14 protein-coding genes are annotated in these 15,097 nt (G+C 67.1%); 13 read left to right on the top strand and 1 reads right to left on the bottom strand.

Features of this window, described 5'->3' with window-relative positions; genetic code table 11:
- The first annotated feature begins 1 nt into the window (after window position 1).
- The 7 genes from IEY26_RS13645 (at window position 2) to IEY26_RS13615 (ending at window position 7,181) form a co-directional block, all read left to right on the top strand.
- The gene (locus tag IEY26_RS13645) at window positions 2–2,911 is read left to right on the top strand and encodes a DNA-directed RNA polymerase subunit A' (protein ID WP_188979905.1); all 2,910 of its coding nucleotides are present in this window, start codon (window positions 2–4) and stop codon (window positions 2,909–2,911) included.
- Window positions 2,912–4,105, top strand: a complete 1,194-nt coding sequence (rpoA2, locus tag IEY26_RS13640) for a DNA-directed RNA polymerase subunit A'' (protein ID WP_188979903.1) — start codon at window positions 2,912–2,914, stop codon at window positions 4,103–4,105.
- A 3-nt stretch (window positions 4,106–4,108) separates the two neighbouring features.
- Window positions 4,109–4,540, top strand: a complete 432-nt coding sequence (locus tag IEY26_RS13635) for a NusA-like transcription termination signal-binding factor (RefSeq protein WP_188979901.1) — start codon at window positions 4,109–4,111, stop codon at window positions 4,538–4,540.
- Window positions 4,541–4,940: 400 nt separating this feature from the next.
- Window positions 4,941–5,792, top strand: coding sequence for a mechanosensitive ion channel family protein (locus IEY26_RS13630; RefSeq protein WP_188979899.1), 852 nt, complete (start codon window positions 4,941–4,943; stop codon window positions 5,790–5,792).
- 79 nt (window positions 5,793–5,871) lie between these two features.
- Entirely contained in the window at window positions 5,872–6,300 is a 429-nt protein-coding gene (locus IEY26_RS13625; RefSeq protein ID WP_188979897.1) for a 30S ribosomal protein S12, read from the top strand.
- Window positions 6,301–6,915 carry a 30S ribosomal protein S7 gene (locus IEY26_RS13620; protein WP_188979895.1) on the top strand — a complete coding sequence of 205 codons (615 nt, stop codon included), beginning with the start codon at window positions 6,301–6,303 and terminating at the stop codon, window positions 6,913–6,915.
- Between the two features lie 116 nt (window positions 6,916–7,031).
- Entirely contained in the window at window positions 7,032–7,181 is a 150-nt protein-coding gene (locus IEY26_RS13615; protein ID WP_188979893.1) for a hypothetical protein, read from the top strand.
- Between the two features lie 25 nt (window positions 7,182–7,206).
- Here the strand turns inward: IEY26_RS13615 and IEY26_RS13610 are convergent, their stop codons facing one another.
- On the bottom strand, window positions 7,207–7,968 hold the full coding sequence (locus tag IEY26_RS13610) for a DUF5781 family protein (RefSeq protein WP_188979891.1): 762 nt from the start codon (window positions 7,966–7,968) through the stop codon (window positions 7,207–7,209).
- A 347-nt stretch (window positions 7,969–8,315) separates the two neighbouring features.
- On the opposite strand from IEY26_RS13610, the gene IEY26_RS13605 reads away from it, so the two are divergent.
- The 6 genes from IEY26_RS13605 to rpsJ all read left to right on the top strand — a co-directional run bounded on the left by IEY26_RS13605 (window position 8,316) and on the right by rpsJ (window position 14,855).
- Window positions 8,316–9,005 (top strand): PHP domain-containing protein, encoded by a 690-nt coding sequence (locus IEY26_RS13605; RefSeq protein ID WP_188979889.1) that lies wholly within the window; start codon window positions 8,316–8,318, stop codon window positions 9,003–9,005.
- Window positions 9,006–9,104: 99 nt separating this feature from the next.
- Window positions 9,105–11,291 (top strand): elongation factor EF-2, encoded by a 2,187-nt coding sequence (locus IEY26_RS13600; RefSeq protein ID WP_188979888.1) that lies wholly within the window; start codon window positions 9,105–9,107, stop codon window positions 11,289–11,291.
- Between the two features lie 326 nt (window positions 11,292–11,617).
- On the top strand, window positions 11,618–12,148 hold the full coding sequence (locus tag IEY26_RS13595; protein ID WP_229774142.1) for an amino acid-binding protein: 531 nt from the start codon (window positions 11,618–11,620) through the stop codon (window positions 12,146–12,148).
- Complete coding sequence (locus tag IEY26_RS13590) at window positions 12,145–13,092, top strand: homoserine dehydrogenase (protein WP_188979883.1); 948 nt, start codon at window positions 12,145–12,147, stop codon at window positions 13,090–13,092. Before IEY26_RS13595 ends, IEY26_RS13590 begins: the two co-directional genes overlap by 4 nt.
- Before the next feature lie 189 nt (window positions 13,093–13,281).
- Entirely contained in the window at window positions 13,282–14,544 is a 1,263-nt protein-coding gene (gene tuf / locus IEY26_RS13585) for a translation elongation factor EF-1 subunit alpha (RefSeq protein ID WP_188979881.1), read from the top strand.
- A gap of 2 nt (window positions 14,545–14,546) precedes the next feature.
- A complete protein-coding gene (rpsJ, locus tag IEY26_RS13580) occupies window positions 14,547–14,855 on the top strand; it encodes a 30S ribosomal protein S10 (protein WP_188979879.1) in 309 nt (102 codons plus the stop codon).
- Window positions 14,856–15,097 lie beyond the last annotated feature (242 nt).

Genomic DNA, 15,097 nt, shown 5'->3' with positions numbered 1-15,097 from the left:
CATGAGTGCAGGACAAGCCCCCAAGGAGATCGGTGAGATCAGCTTCGGGCTGATGAACCCCGAGGAGTACCGCGAGATGAGCGCGACGAAGGTCATCACGGCCGACACCTACGACGACGACGGCTTCCCCATCGACATGGGGCTGATGGACCCGCGCCTCGGCGTCATCGACCCCGGTCTGGAGTGTAAGACCTGCGGGCACCGCAGCGGGTCGTGTAACGGCCACTTCGGCCACATCGAGCTCGCCGCGCCCGTCATCCACGTCGGGTTCGCGAAGCTCATCCGCCGCCTGCTCCGCGGGACCTGCCGCGACTGCAGTCGCCTCCTCCTCACGGAAGAGGAGAAAGACGAGTACCTCTCGGACATCGAGCGGACGAAGGGCCTCAAGCAGGACGTCTCCGACGTCACGAAGGCCGCGATTCGGGAGGCGCGGAAGAAGTCAAACTGCCCGTACTGCGGCGAAGTCCAGTACGACGTCAAACACGAGAAACCAACCACCTACTACGAGGTCCAGCAGGTCCTCGCCGGTGACTACTCGGAACGCATCGCGGGCGCGATGCAGCCTGACGACGAGGACGACGAGGGCGTCAGCCCCATCGAGCTCTCCGAGGAGACCGACCTCGAGCTCTCCCGCATCAACGAGATACTCAGCGGGGAGTTCCGGCCGCGACGCGAGGACCGCGAGGCCCTCGAGAAGGCGCTCGACGCCGACCTCACGACGGAGGACATGAATAAGCTCATGCCGAGCGACATCCGGGACTGGTTCGAGGACATCCCGGACGAGGACCTCTACGCGCTCGGCATCGACGCCGAGCACAGCCGACCGGAGTGGATCATCCTCACCGTCCTCCCGGTTCCGCCCGTCACGGCGCGACCGTCCATCACGCTCGACAACGGGCAGCGCTCCGAGGACGACCTGACGCACAAGCTGGTGGACATCATCCGCATCAACCAGCGGTTCATGGAGAACCGCGAGGCGGGTGCGCCCCAGCTCATCATCGAGGACCTCTGGGAGCTCCTCCAGTACCACGTCACGACGTTCATGGACAACGAGATCAGCGGGACGCCGCCGGCGCGCCACCGCTCCGGCCGCCCCCTGAAGACGCTCTCCCAGCGCCTCAAGGGGAAGGAGGGGCGGTTCCGTAACTCCCTCTCCGGGAAGCGCGTGAACTTCTCCGCGCGTACGGTCATCTCCCCCGACCCGACGCTCAGCCTGAACGAGGTCGGCGTCCCCGACCGCGTCGCGAAGGAGATGACGCAGACGATGGTCGTCAACGAGACGAACATCGAACGCGCCCGCCAGTACGTCCGGAACGGCCCCGAAGGCCACCCCGGCGCGAACTACGTGAAGCGACCCGACGGCCGCCGCGTCCGCGTCACCGAGAAGGTCTGTGAGGAGCTCGCGGAACGCGTGGAACCCGGCTGGGAGGTCCAGCGCCACCTCATCGACGGCGACATCGTCGTCTTCAACCGCCAGCCGTCCCTCCACCGGATGTCCATTATGGCGCACGAAGTCGTCGTGATGCCGTACAAGACGTTCCGGCTGAACACGGTCGTCTGCCCGCCGTACAACGCCGACTTCGACGGCGACGAGATGAACATGCACGCCCTCCAGAACGAGGAGGCCCGTGCAGAAGCGCGCGTCCTCATGCGCGTCCAGGAGCAGATTCTCAGCCCGCGCTTCGGCGAGAACATCATCGGCGCGATTCAGGACCACATCAGCGGGATGTACCTCCTGACGAACGAGAACCCCCGGTTCAACGAGACGCAGGCGCTCGACCTCCTCCGGGAGACCCGCATCCACGAACTCCCCGAGGCGATGGGCGAGGAGGACGGCGTCCCCTACTGGACGGGCCGCCAGCTCTTCAGCGAACTCCTCCCCGACGACCTCAACCTCGAGTTCTCCTCCTCGACCGGCGACGACGTCGTCATCGAGGACGGCCAGCTCGTCGAAGGGACGATTGACGAGGACGGCGTCGGCGAGTTCGGCAGCGAGATCGTCGACTCCATCACGAAGATCTACGGCAACACGCGTGGCCGCATCTTCATCAACGAGGTCGCCTCGCTCGCGATGCGCGCCATCATGCACTTCGGGTTCAGTATCGGGATCGACGACGAGACCATCCCGGGCGAAGCCCGAGAGCAGATCGACGACGCTATCGACAACGCCTACGACCAGGTCCAGAAGCTCATCGAGACCTACGAGGCCGACGAACTCGAGAGCCTCCCCGGCCGCACGGTCGACGAGACGCTCGAGATGAAGGCCATGCAGGCGCTCTCGAAGGCGCGCGACTCCGCCGGGTCCATCGCCGAAGACCACTTCGCCGACGACAATCCCGCCGTGGTCATGGCGAACTCCGGGGCGCGTGGCTCCCTCCTCAACCTCACACAGATGGCCGGCTGTGTCGGCCAGCAGGCAGTCCGAGGCGAGCGCATCAACCGCGGGTACGAGAACCGCACGCTCAGCCACTTCGAGGAGAACGACCTCTCCAGTGAAGCCCACGGGTTCGTCGAGAACTCCTACACGTCCGGGCTGACGCCGAAGGAGTTCTTCTTCCACGCGATGGGCGGCCGCGAGGGCCTCGTCGACACCGCAGTCCGGACGTCGAAGTCCGGCTACCTCCAGCGCCGCCTCATCAACGCGCTCTCCGAGCTCGAAACGCAGTACGACGGCACCGTCCGCGACACGTCGGACACCATCGTCCAGTTCGAGTTCGGCGAGGACGGCACCAGTCCCGTCCGCGTCTCCTCCAGCGAGGAGACCGAGATCGACGTCGACCACATCGCCGACCGCGTGCTCGAAGCCGAATTCGACACGCAGGAAGACCTCGACGAGTTCATCGGGAAGAAACGCCCGCCGACCAACCTCTCCGAGCACGGCGAGTCCTGGACCGCCGAGGGGGACGACTAAATGACCGACATCACCGAGGACATGGAAGCCGTCGTCGAGGACACGGAACTCCCGCGACGCCTCAAGGACGAAGTCTACGACACCATCGAAGCGCGCGACGACGTCACCGTCGAGGACGCCGACCAGATCGCGAGCGCCACCGAAGCGTTCTACCGCGACTCCCGCGTCGACCCGCTGGAGCCGGTCGGCACCGTCTCCGCGCAGTCCATCGGTGAGCCGGGGACGCAGATGACGATGAACACCTTCCACTACGCGGGCGTCGCCGAACTCGACGTCACGCAGGGCCTCCCGCGACTCATCGAGCTCGTGGACGCCCGGAAATCCCCGGACACGCCGACGATGACCGTCCACCTGGAGGAGGAGTACGCGACGGACCGCGAGAACGCACACGAAGTCGTCTGGAACATCGAGGCGACGCGCATCCTCGCGCTCGGCGACATCTCCACGAACGTCGCGGACATGATCGTCCGCATCGACCTGAACGACGAGACGCTCCTCGAACGCTGGCCGCGCATGGACGACGCCACCCTCGTCGCCCAGGAAGTCGCGGAGACCATTCAGGACTCCCTCGGCGTGCAGGTCAACCAGTCCGGGACCGTCCTCGAGTTCGGCCCGGAGCAGCCGAGCTACCGCGAGCTCCTCCAGCTCATCGAGCAGCTCCGCGACATCGTCTTCAAGGGCCTGAAGGACATCGACCGCGTCGTCATCCGGAAGGAAGAGACCGAGGACGGCGAGGAGTTCGTCCTCTACACGGAGGGGAGCGCGCTGAAGAAGGCGCTCAAAATCGACGGCGTCGACACCACGCGCACCACGTGTAACAACATCCACGAAGTCCACAAGACCCTCGGCATCGAGGCCGCCCGCGAGGCCATCATCGAGGAGACGATGGACACCCTCGAAGAGCAGGGGCTCGGCGACGTGAACATCCGCCACCTCATGCTCGTCGCGGACATCATGACGAACGACGGCACCATCCAGTCCATCGGCCGGCACGGCATCTCCGGGAACAAGGACTCAGTGCTCGCCCGCGCCGCGTTCGAAGTCACCGTCAACCACCTGCTCGACGCCGCCATCTACGGCGAGGCCGACGACCTCGACGGCGTCATCGAGAACGTCATCGTCGGGAAACCCATCCGCCTCGGCACCGGCGACGTCGACCTACGCATGGGCGCAAAGCCCAGCCGGAGCGACTAGCTCGTGCCCGTCACGCTCGACGACCAGGCGCGGCGGTACATCACCGCGTTCGAGGACGCCACCGAGGCGACTGCCCTCGACTGCGTCGTCGACGACGACCACGACCGCATCGTCTTCGTCGTCAAAGCCGGCGAGATGGGGCAGGCCATCGGCCCCGACGGCAGCCGCATCCGCGACCTCGAAGCGAAACTCGGCCACGACATCGAACTCGTCGAAGACGCCCCCACGGCCAAGGGCTTCGTCGCGAACGCCCTCGCGCCCGCCGCCGTCTATAACGTCACCGTCAGCGAGGTGGAGGGCGCGGACACCGTCGCTTACGCCGAAGTCGACCACGACGACCGCGGCGTCGCCATCGGCGAAGGCGGCAAGAACATCGAGATGGCGAAACACCTCGCCAAACGCCACTACGACGTCGACGACATTCAGCTGACATAGTACCTTTTACTCTGCGCTCGGCCGCCTCCGGCGGCCTCGCTCGGTAAAAGCTACGCTAAAAGCACTCCTCCTTCACTTCTCTCGCTTCGCTCGTTCCGTTCAGTCGTCGGCCTCGCGCTCGCTGGCTCGCGCGAGTGAACCGCTTCGCTCGAGTTCTTCGAACCGCTCGCTCGCGGACGCTTGCAGTATTCTGCTTCCGCTTCCTAGCGGTGTAAGCCTTCAAGTGTGATAGCGCGGCGAGTCCGAGGTATGTAGTCGCGTGGTGGCTTAACGCCCTCGTTCGGAGACGGCGGCGTAGCGTTGAGTATCGGGGAGTGCGTCGCCTGCACGCAATCTGTAGCCTGTGGGTTCTTGTGGAGCGGGGGCGGAGTCGTGGTATGCTTCGGGTGTTCGTCGCGTGGTGACTGTGCCGCCGGGCGTCGAGTCGGTGCTCGCACAGTACCACGACCTCCTCGTCCAGTGCCTCGTGTTCATCGTCGTCGTCGCGGTGACGTACGCGGCGGGTCGATTTCTCCTCGTGCCGCCGCTCGTCAAGCTCGTGACGCGGCGGAACCGGGGGAATCCGACGCTCGCGAACGCGACGCGGCTCTACACGAAGGTCGCCGTCGCCGTCGTCGGCGTGGCGCTCGCGACCGCGCTCGCCGGGTTCGGGAGCGCGTTCCAGGGGTCGGCGCTCGTCGTCGCCGCCGCGACGCTCGCGCTCGGCGTCGCCGGTCAGGACGTCATCGGGAACCTCGTCAGCGGCGTCTTCCTCGTCGCGGACGAGGACTTCAACGTCGGCGACTACGTCGAGTGGGCGGACCAGGCGGGGACGGTCGAGCAGATCGACTTCCGGGTGACGCGCGTCCGCACGCCGAACGGCGAAATCGTCTCCGTCCCGAACTCCCAGCTGACGACGAACGCGCTGCGGACGCCGTACCGCGGTAACCGCTACCGGATAACGGACACCTTCGGGATTCGCTACGAGGACGACGTCGAGGAGGCCATTCGGCTCACGAAGGCGGCGGCGGCCGCCGACGACCGCGTGCTCGCCGAGCCCGAACCGACCGTCCGCGTCTCCGGGTTCGGCGCGACCTCCATCGACCTCCGGGCGCGCTACTGGATTCGGAGCCCGGAGGAGACGCCGGTCGGCGTGGTGCGGACGGCGTTCGTCGAACGCGTCGCCGCCGACCTCGCCGACGCCGGTATCAGCATCAATCCCCCGAGCCAGCAGGAGCTCTCGGGGACCGTCGCCGTCGAGGACCGGCGCTGACCACTGAGTGCGTGGTCCCGGGTCACACGCTTGCCCGCAAAAGACCGGGCTTAAGTATCTGCACCGGGAATTCGTGCGTATGCCGAACGGTAAGTACGCCGCTCGCAAACTGAAGAAGGACCGCCAGAATCAGCGGTGGTCCGACTCGGACTACGCGCGGCGCGAACGGGGCCTCTCCCAGAAGTCCGACCCGCTCGAGGGCGCACCTCAGGGTCGCGGCATCGTGCTGGAGAAGGTCGGTATCGAAGCGAAACAGCCGAACTCCGCCATCCGGAAATGCGTCCGGGTGCAGCTCATCAAGAACGGGAAACAGGTCACCGCGTTCTGTCCCGGTGACGGCGCAATCTCGTTCATCGACGAGCACGACGAAGTCACCATCGCCGGTATCGGTGGCGCGAAGGGTCGTGCGATGGGCGACCTGTCCGGTGTCAACTACAAGGTCGAGAAAGTGAACGGCGTCTCGATGATCGAACTCGTCCGCGGGAACGCGGAGAAACCTGTCCGATAAATGAGCGAGAGCGAAGCACCCGAACCCGAGAAGCCGGCCGGGAGCGAAGAGCAGGAGACCGAGGCCGACCTCTTCGGTAAGTGGGACGTCTCCGAGATCCAGTTCCGCGACCCGTCCACGAAGCGCTACATCGCCGTGACGCCCATCGCCCACACGATGGGTCGCCACGCGTCGAAGCAGTTCCAGAAGTCCCAGATCTCCGTCGTCGAGCGGCTCACGAACCGCCTGATGGCGACTGAGGACAACACGGGGAAGAAGCAGAAGGCGCTCAAGATCGTCCGTGACGCCTTCGACCAGATCCACGAGCAGACCGAGGAGAACCCGGCGCAGATCCTCGTTCGCGCGGTCGAGAACGCCGCGCCCCGTGAGGAGACCGTCCGCCTCAAGTACGGTGGCATCTCGGTGCCGAAAGCCGTCGACGTCGCACCGCAGCGCCGCGTCGACCAGGCGCTGAAGTTCCTCGCCGACGGCGCGCACTCCGCGTCCTACAAGTCGGCGACGCCCGCCTCCGAAGCGCTCGCCCAGCAGCTCCTCGGCGCGGCCGACTACGACATGCAGACGTACGCAATCGGTCAGAAAGAGGAGAAAGAACGCGTCGCGGCCGCCGCCCGCTAACCCGGCCGGTCGTTAGCGGTTTCTGCTGTCTCTATCTCTCCGGATTCACGCCGGATAGCGCTCGCTCTCCGCGCCAGCCCGGGGACTAAGGGGCGTCGACCGCGTCAGTCGCGTACATGAGTGAGTCGGACGCAGAGCGCGAGTATCCGGAGGGCGCGGCCTGCCGCATCGAGGACGGCGTGCTCGTGGGCTGTGAGACGTCGACGTTCGAACGCTACGCGGGGTTTCTGCGGCGCGTGCACGACTCCGTCACGGAGGAGTCGTGACCGAATCGGGCGACGAGTCGAAGGGTCAGTCGGCGGCGGGGCGGGCGGTGGCGTCCTGGGCGTCGACGAACGCCTGGACGAGGTCGACGAGGACGCGGCGGTAGGCGGATTCGTCGACGTCGGTCGCGAGCGTCTTGAAGCGCGTGCGGAACCAGTCGACGTCGACGCTGGGGGCGTCCTCGCTGGCGGCGTGGGCGAGCGCGTAGATGCGGTGGTCGTCGTCGAGGAGGTCGTGGCGTTCGAGGAGGGCGACGGCGAACGCGGCGTTCACGGCGGTCATCGTGGGGTCCGCGCCCGCGGTGAGGCGGTGGCCCTGTCGGCGCTCCCGGGGGTTGTCGGCGACGGACGCGGCGAGTTCGGATTCGAGGAAGGTGACGAGTTTGTCCGTCGGGCCGACGGTGAGGGTGATGTCGTCGGCGTAGATGTCCTTCGCGTGGTTCGCGAGCTGCCGGCACTGGTGGAGGACGCGGCGCTCGACGGACTTCCCAGCGAGGCCGAGGTAGACGGCTTCCCGGAGGTCGAAGGTGTGGCTGGGGTGGGCTTCCTCGTGGCGGTGCATGTGGGCGTACTCGTGGAGGGCGAGTTCGCGCGCCATGATTGAGGTGGCGGCCTGCCGGGAGATGTTGAGCACGTGGTGGTCGTCGTAGTGGCCGGCCCACGTCCGCTCGTCGGGGTCGTCGCGCACGCGGACGCGAACGGGCTTCTCCAGGTCGTGTGTCGCTTCGAAGAGGTCGCGTGCGCCGAGGAAGGGCCCCGGCGGCACGGCCCCCTGTACCCGAACGTCCATGGTACTACCTCACAGGGCCGTAGCGTATGGGTGTTTCGCCTCGAGTGAGTCGTGCCGGTGTGAGTCCGTGTGTCGTCCTTCCCCCGTGCGAACAGCGACAACGAGAACGGCGAATCCGGAGACGACGAGGGAAAGCCCTCGCCCTTTCAATCCGCCGGGACGGGTGGTTGGTTCACTGGCCGTAGCCGGTGGTCGACTTCCCTCTCTCGCGTCCGAGATGGATAATCCCTGATGGGGATGGTCGTCCGGGGATTCTCGCGACCACTGGATGCGTGGCTTTGGGTGGGTCGGCACGGGGAGTTATGAGCCTCCATCGATTTTATTCCGCGCATGGAGCTGTCGGAACCGTGACCGGGGCGGGTCACACGCTCTACATCGACACGCACGTACACACCGAGGGGACGGACGAGTCCTACCCGTCGCTGGAGGCGGTCGTCGAGCGCGCGGCCGACGTCGGCCTCGACGGCCTCGTCGTGACGGACCGGGATACCGCGGCGGCGGCGACGGAACTCCTCCCGGACCTCGCGGCCGAACACAGCCTGCTCGGGATTCCCGGCGTCGAAGTGTCCACGGCGGACGGGCCGCTGCTCGCGCTCGGTGCCGAGGCGACGCCAGAGCCCGGCCGCCCCATCGCGGAGACCGCGCGCGCCCTCCTCGACGAGACCATCGTCCCCGTCGTCCCCGCCGTGCAGGAGCGCGAGTTCGGCGGCGTCGACCTCGACTCTCTCCCGCCCGGCGTCGGGCTCGAAGTCTACGACGCCGACACGATGCGCGGCATCACGAACACGCAGTCCGCGCGCGTCGCGGGGACGGGCGACCGCGGCGCGTACGCGGGGAGTAACGCCCGGACGCTCGCGGACGTCGGGCAGGCCGCGACGTCCGTTCGCCTCCCGCCCGGCGAGGAACCGACGCGGCAGGCCGTGCTCGACGCGATGTGGGTCGGCGACACGAACGTCGTCGCCCGCCCGCCGTCGCCCGTGACGTACGGGAAGAAGCTCCTCGGGTCGGCCGCGCGGCAGGTCAACCCGTTCCGGTAGGCCTCCGGAGGTGAACCGTGTCAGACGCCCGCAGACAGCGGCGTTTGCCGACGGCGAAACACTACCCTTTTGAACCCACTGGCGGTATATGCGTCCATAATGGGCCGACGTAAGAAGATCGTCGAACAGTGTGAGCGGCTGATGGACAACCCGGAGCAGATCCGGAACATCGCCATCGCCGCCCACGTCGACCACGGGAAGACCACGCTCACTGACAACCTCCTCGCCGGCGCGGGGATGATCTCCGACGAGACCGCGGGCCAGCAGCTCGCGATGGACACGGAGGAGGACGAGCAGGAACGCGGTATCACGATCGACGCCGCGAACGTCTCCATGACGCACGAGTACGAGGGCGACGACCACCTCGTGAACCTCATCGACACGCCGGGCCACGTCGACTTCGGCGGCGACGTGACGCGCGCGATGCGCGCCGTCGACGGCGCGCTCGTCGTCGTCGACGCCGTCGAGGGCGCGATGCCGCAGACGGAGACGGTCGTTCGGCAGGCGCTCCGCGAGGGCGTCAAGCCGGCGCTCTTCATCAACAAGGTCGACCGCCTCATCTCCGAGCTCCAGGAGGGCCCGGAGGAGATGCAACAGCGCCTCCTCGACGTCATCGAGGACGTCAACGAGCTCATCCGCGGGATGACGGAGGACATGGACGACATCGACGACTGGACGGTCTCCGTCGAGGACGGCACGGTCGCGTTCGGGTCCGCCCTCTACAAGTGGGGCGTCTCCATGCCGTCGATGCAGGCCACCGGGATCGACTTCGGCGACATCATCGACCTCGAGCGCGCCGACAAGCGCCAGGAGCTCCACGAGCGCACGCCGCTCTCGGACGTCGTGCTCGACATGGTCGCGGAGCACTTCCCCGACCCGTTCGACGCACAGCCGCGTCGTATCCCCACCATCTGGCGCGGGGACGCGGACTCCGACCTCGCACACGACATGCGTGACGTCGACCCCGACGGCGAGGTCGTCCTCATGGTCACCGACATCGGTATCGACCCGCACGCCGGCGAAATCGCCGCCGGCCGCGTCTTCTCCGGGACTATCGAGAAGGGCCAGGACCTCTACGTCTCCGGGACTGCCGGCACGAACCGCGTGCAGTCCGTCGGCATCTACATGGGTGGCGAGCGCGAGGAAGTGGAGAAGGTCCCCGCGGGCAACATCGCGGCCGTCACGGGCCTGAAGGACGCCATCGCGGGGTCCACGGTCTCCTCCGTCGAGATGACGCCGTTCGAGTCCATCGAACACATCTCGGAGCCGGTCATCACGAAGTCCGTCGAGGCGCAGAACATGGACGACCTGCCGAAGCTCATCGAGACGCTCCAGCAGGTCGCGAAGGAAGACCCGACCATCCGCATCGAGATTAACGAGGACACGGGCGAGCACCTCATCAGCGGGCAGGGTGAACTCCACCTCGAGGTCATCACGCAGCGTATCGAGCGGAACCAGGGTATCCCCGTCAACACCGGTGAGCCGATCGTCGTCTACCGCGAGGCCCCGACGACGGAGTCCCGCGAGGTCGAGGGTCGCTCGCCGAACAACCACAACCGGTTCTACATCACCGTGGAGCCGCTCAGCGAGGAGATCGTCGACCTCATCCAGCTCGGCGACGTCTCGATGGACATGCCGGAGCAGGAGCGCCGCGAAGCCCTCCAGGAAGCCGGCATGGACAAGGACACCTCGCAGAACATCGAGACCATCCACAAGACGAACATCTTCGTGGACGACACGAAGGGGATTCAGCACCTCAACGAGACGATGGAGCTCGTGAACGAGGGGCTCACCGAGGCGCTCGACGACGGCCCGCTCGCCGCCGAGCCGGTCCAGGGCGCGCTCATCCGCCTCCACGACGCTCGCCTCCACGAGGACGCCATCCACCGCGGTCCCGCGCAGGTCATCCCCGCCGTCCGCCAGGCCGTCCACAACGCCCTCATCGACGCCGAAATCCGGCTCCTCGAACCGATTCAGGACGTCCGCATCGACGTCCCGACGGAGCACATGGGCGCGGCGTCCGGCGAGATTCAGGGTCGCCGCGGCCGCGTCGACGACATGTACCAGGAGGGCGACCTCATGGTCGTCGAGGGGATCGCGCCGGTCGACGAGATGATCGGGTTCTCCAGCGACATCCGCTCCGCCACCGAGGGGCGTGCCTCTTGGAACACGGAGAACGCGGGCTTCCGCGTGCTCTCCGACAACCTCCAGCCGGAGATCATCAACGAGATCCGCGAGCGCAAGGGCATGAAGACCGAGCTGCCCGAAGCGATCAACTACTTCTAACCACCGACGCCGCGTCGGCCTTCTCTTCGCGTTTTTCGACCGGGTAGCCGCGGCCTCGCCGGGAGCGGCAAACCGTGGCACTGCCGAAGCCTTATAGCGCGCGCCGGCCGTGAGTCGAAGTATGCATCCGGACGCGCCTCGTGTTCGCATCGCCAGGAAGCGACGACAGAGCGCCGCGACTGGAACAGGGGCGACCCGGTTCGACGGACGGGGAGCGACAGCTGCGGCCCGGATTAGTAGACGGGGAGAGATTGGTACGAGCCGATTCGTCAGCCGGGTCGGGACCGGTCCCGTTCGGCGGTCGGCTCCGTTCGGGGGTGGTTGCGGTGAGTGATGCGGAGACGTCGCGGCAGGCGCATACGGTCCGCCTCGAACTGGTCGACGAGCCCGGGGAGCTGCTGGGGGCGTTGGAGCCGGTGGCGGAGCACGGCGGGAACCTCCTGAGCGTGTTCCACGAGCGCGGGCATCGGACGCCGCGCGGGCGGATTCCCGTGGAGGTCGATCTGGAGTGTACGCCGATGCAGTTCGACCGGATCGTGGAGGCGCTCCGCGACCACGGCGTGAACGTCGTGCAGGCGGGCGCGGAACGCTACGGGGAAGAGCTCACGGTGTTGCTCGCGGGCCACCTCGTGGAGACCGACCTCTCGGACACCCTCGAACGCATCGAGGACTGCGGGCGGGCGACCGTCGTGGACTTCTCGCTCACCGACGAGTCCGGGATGGCGGGGATCAGCGCGGCGCGCGTTCGCCTCGCGGCGGAGACGGGCGCGGTGGACGAGACGCTGGAGAAGGTGCGTGACCTCGCGGACGAGAAAGACCTCACTGTCGTCGAGCCGCTCGTGGGGGCGGACCGATGAAGCTCGCCGTTCTCGGCGCGGGCGCGGTCGGCCGGTCCGTCGTGGAGCTCGCCGGCGAGTACGGCCACGAGGTCGTCGCGCTCGCGGACTCGTCCAGCGGTGTGGTCGAGGCGGGCGGCCTCGACGCGGACGCGGTCTTCGAGCGGAAGGACGCGGACGGCGTGGTCGGCGAGAAGGACGTCGCGGCCGTGCTCGACGCGGACTACGACTGTCTCGTGGAGGCGACGCCGACGACGCTCGACGACGCACAGCCCGGGTTCGGGCACGCCGAGGCGGCCTTGGCGCGCGACCGCGACGTCGTCCTCGCGAACAAGGGGCCGGTCGCGGAGCGCTACGACGACCTCCAGGCGCTCGTCGACGAGAGCGCGGGCGACCTCCGGTTCGAGGCGACGGTCGCGGGCGCGATTCCCGCGATCGCCACCATCGACGGCGTCGGCGCGGGCCGCGTGACGGCGGCTCGCGGCGTGCTGAACGGCACGGCGAACTTCATCCTCACGCGCATGGCGGCGGAGGGGCTCGACTACGAGCACGTGCTCGCGGAAGCGCAGGACCTCGGCGTCGCCGAGGCCGACCCGGCGTTCGACGTGGAGGGTATCGACGCGGCGTTGAAGTGCGCCATCGTGGCGAACGTCCTCCACGGCGGCGGGTACACGCTCGACGACGTCGACGTCCGCGGCATCACGGACATCCCGGGGAGCGCGCTGGAGCTCGCGGCGGAGGACGGGCGGACGGTGCGGCTCGTCGGCGAGGTCGACGAGGCCGGCAACGCTCGGGTCGCGCCGCGCCTCCTCCCGGAGAACGACACGCTCGCCGTCACGGGGACGCAGAACATCGTGCAGTTGGAGACGACGAACGCCGGCCGGCTGAACCTCAGCGGCCGCGGGGCGGGCGGGCCGGAGACCGCGACGGCCGTGCTCGCGGACGTCGACCGGCTCGCCGACTGACCGCGCCGACTCCGACAGGCGGTGGATGCGGCGACTCACTGCCGCCCCGTGGTTGGGTGTGGCGTGGGTCGAGGTCGCGTGGCGCAAACCGGGAGACGGCGTCGACCTCGGTATCAGGGCGTATCGAAACGGTTTTAATCGAAACTGGCGAATACATTCCACAGAGCGCGCTTAGCGCGATATCCCACCATGAGCGACAAACCGCACCAGAACCTGGCCGTCATCGGCCACGTTGACCACGGGAAGAGTACGATGGTCGGGCGACTCCTCTTCGAGACCGGGAGTGTCCCCGAGCACGTCATCGAGCAGCACCGCGAGGAAGCAGAAGAGAAGGGCAAGGGCGGCTTCGAGTTCGCCTACGTCATGGACAACCTCGCCGAAGAGCGTGAGCGCGGTGTCACCATCGACATCGCCCACCAGGAGTTCGACACCGACGAATACTACTTCACGATCGTCGACTGTCCTGGTCACCGCGACTTCGTCAAGAACATGATTACCGGCGCGTCCCAGGCCGACAACGCCGTCCTCGTCGTCGCCGCCGACGACGGTGTCGCGCCCCAGACGCGCGAGCACGTCTTCCTCGCGCGCACCCTCGGCATCGACGAGATGATCGTCGCTGTCAACAAGATGGACGTCGTCGACTACGACGAGAACAAGTACAAGGAAGTCGTCTCCGACGTCACCGACCTCCTCAATCAGGTCGCGTTCCCGACGGAGGACGCCTCCTTCGTCCCGACGTCCGCCTTCGAGGGCGACAACGTCTCCGAACCCTCGGAGAACACGCCGTGGTACGACGGCGACACGCTCCTCGAATCCCTCAACAACCTTCCGGAGCCGCAGCCCCCGACGGACGCGCCGCTGCGCCTCCCGATTCAGGACGTCTACACCATCTCCGGCATCGGTACCGTCCCCGTCGGACGTATCGAGACCGGCATCATGAACGTCGGCGACAACGTCAGCTTCCAGCCGTCCGACGTCGGTGGCGAGGTCAAGACCATCGAGATGCACCACGAAGAGGTCCCCGAGGCCGAGCCCGGTGACAACGTCGGGTTCAACGTCCGCGGCATCGGTAAGGACGACATCCGCCGTGGTGACGTCTGTGGCCCCGCCGACGAACCGCCGACGGTCGCCGAGACCTTCCAGGCGCAGGTCGTCGTCATGCAGCACCCGTCCGTCATCACGGCCGGCTACACGCCGGTCTTCCACGCGCACACCGCACAGGTCGCGTGTACCATCGAGTCCATCGACCAGAAGATGGACCCGTCCACGGGCGAGGTCGCCGAGGAGAACCCGGACTTCATCCAGTCCGGCGACGCTGCGGTCGTCACCGTGCGCCCGCAGAAGCCCCTCAGCATCGAACCGTCCTCCGAGATTCCGGAACTCGGCTCCTTCGCTGTCCGTGACATGGGTCAGACCATCGCGGCCGGGAAGGTCCTCTCGGTCAACGAATAAGCATGCAGCAGGCACGAGTGCGACTCGCCGGCGTTAGCCCCGACGACCTGGACGACATCTGCGACGACGTCCGGGAGATCGCGGACAAGACCGGCGTCAGCCTGAGCGGCCCTGTGCCGCTCCCGACGAAGAAACTGAACGTCCCCTCGCGCAAGTCCCCCGACGGTGAGGGGACGGCGACGTGGGAGCACTGGGAGATGCGCGTCCACAAGCGCCTCATCGACATCGACGCCGACGAGCGCGCACTCCGCCAGCTCATGCGGATCCAGGTCCCCAACGACGTCTCCATCGAGATCGTCTTGGAAGACTAACCGCATCACCGGCTCGAACGCCCTCTGACGCGTTCCAGCCACATCGAAGTTCGCCGCGTGGATGCGCGTGGGACGCGCTACGCGCACTCGGACTTCTCTCTCCACACTCTCTCCCGTTCTTCACGCCCCACAGTGGCGACACTCCTGCCGTCCGCCCCCGCTTCGCCCGCTTCGGACGCTCGAAACACAAGGTACAAATAACGACGGTCGGCTACAAATGAATGCGAACGCGGGCTCGTAGA

It is taken from the genome of Halocalculus aciditolerans, from assembly GCF_014647475.1.
Classification (GTDB): domain Archaea; phylum Halobacteriota; class Halobacteria; order Halobacteriales; family Halobacteriaceae; genus Halocalculus; species Halocalculus aciditolerans.
This window is presented reverse-complemented; position numbering and strand designations above follow the sequence as displayed.

What these genes read in the sequence shown, in the direction of transcription:
- IEY26_RS13625 (WP_188979897.1), top strand. Translation starts at nt 5,872, where the DNA reads ATGCCGAACGGTAAGTACGCCGCTCGCAAACTGAAGAAGGACCGCCAG.
- IEY26_RS13610 (WP_188979891.1), bottom strand. Translation starts at nt 7,968, where the DNA reads ATGGACGTTCGGGTACAGGGGGCCGTGCCGCCGGGGCCCTTCCTCGGC.
- IEY26_RS13615 (WP_188979893.1), top strand. Translation starts at nt 7,032, where the DNA reads ATGAGTGAGTCGGACGCAGAGCGCGAGTATCCGGAGGGCGCGGCCTGC.
- IEY26_RS13620 (WP_188979895.1), top strand. Translation starts at nt 6,301, where the DNA reads ATGAGCGAGAGCGAAGCACCCGAACCCGAGAAGCCGGCCGGGAGCGAA.
- IEY26_RS13600 (WP_188979888.1), top strand. Translation starts at nt 9,105, where the DNA reads ATGGGCCGACGTAAGAAGATCGTCGAACAGTGTGAGCGGCTGATGGAC.
- rpsJ (WP_188979879.1), top strand. Translation starts at nt 14,547, where the DNA reads ATGCAGCAGGCACGAGTGCGACTCGCCGGCGTTAGCCCCGACGACCTG.
- IEY26_RS13590 (WP_188979883.1), top strand. Translation starts at nt 12,145, where the DNA reads ATGAAGCTCGCCGTTCTCGGCGCGGGCGCGGTCGGCCGGTCCGTCGTG.
- IEY26_RS13645 (WP_188979905.1), top strand. Translation starts at nt 2, where the DNA reads ATGAGTGCAGGACAAGCCCCCAAGGAGATCGGTGAGATCAGCTTCGGG.
- tuf (WP_188979881.1), top strand. Translation starts at nt 13,282, where the DNA reads ATGAGCGACAAACCGCACCAGAACCTGGCCGTCATCGGCCACGTTGAC.
- rpoA2 (WP_188979903.1), top strand. Translation starts at nt 2,912, where the DNA reads ATGACCGACATCACCGAGGACATGGAAGCCGTCGTCGAGGACACGGAA.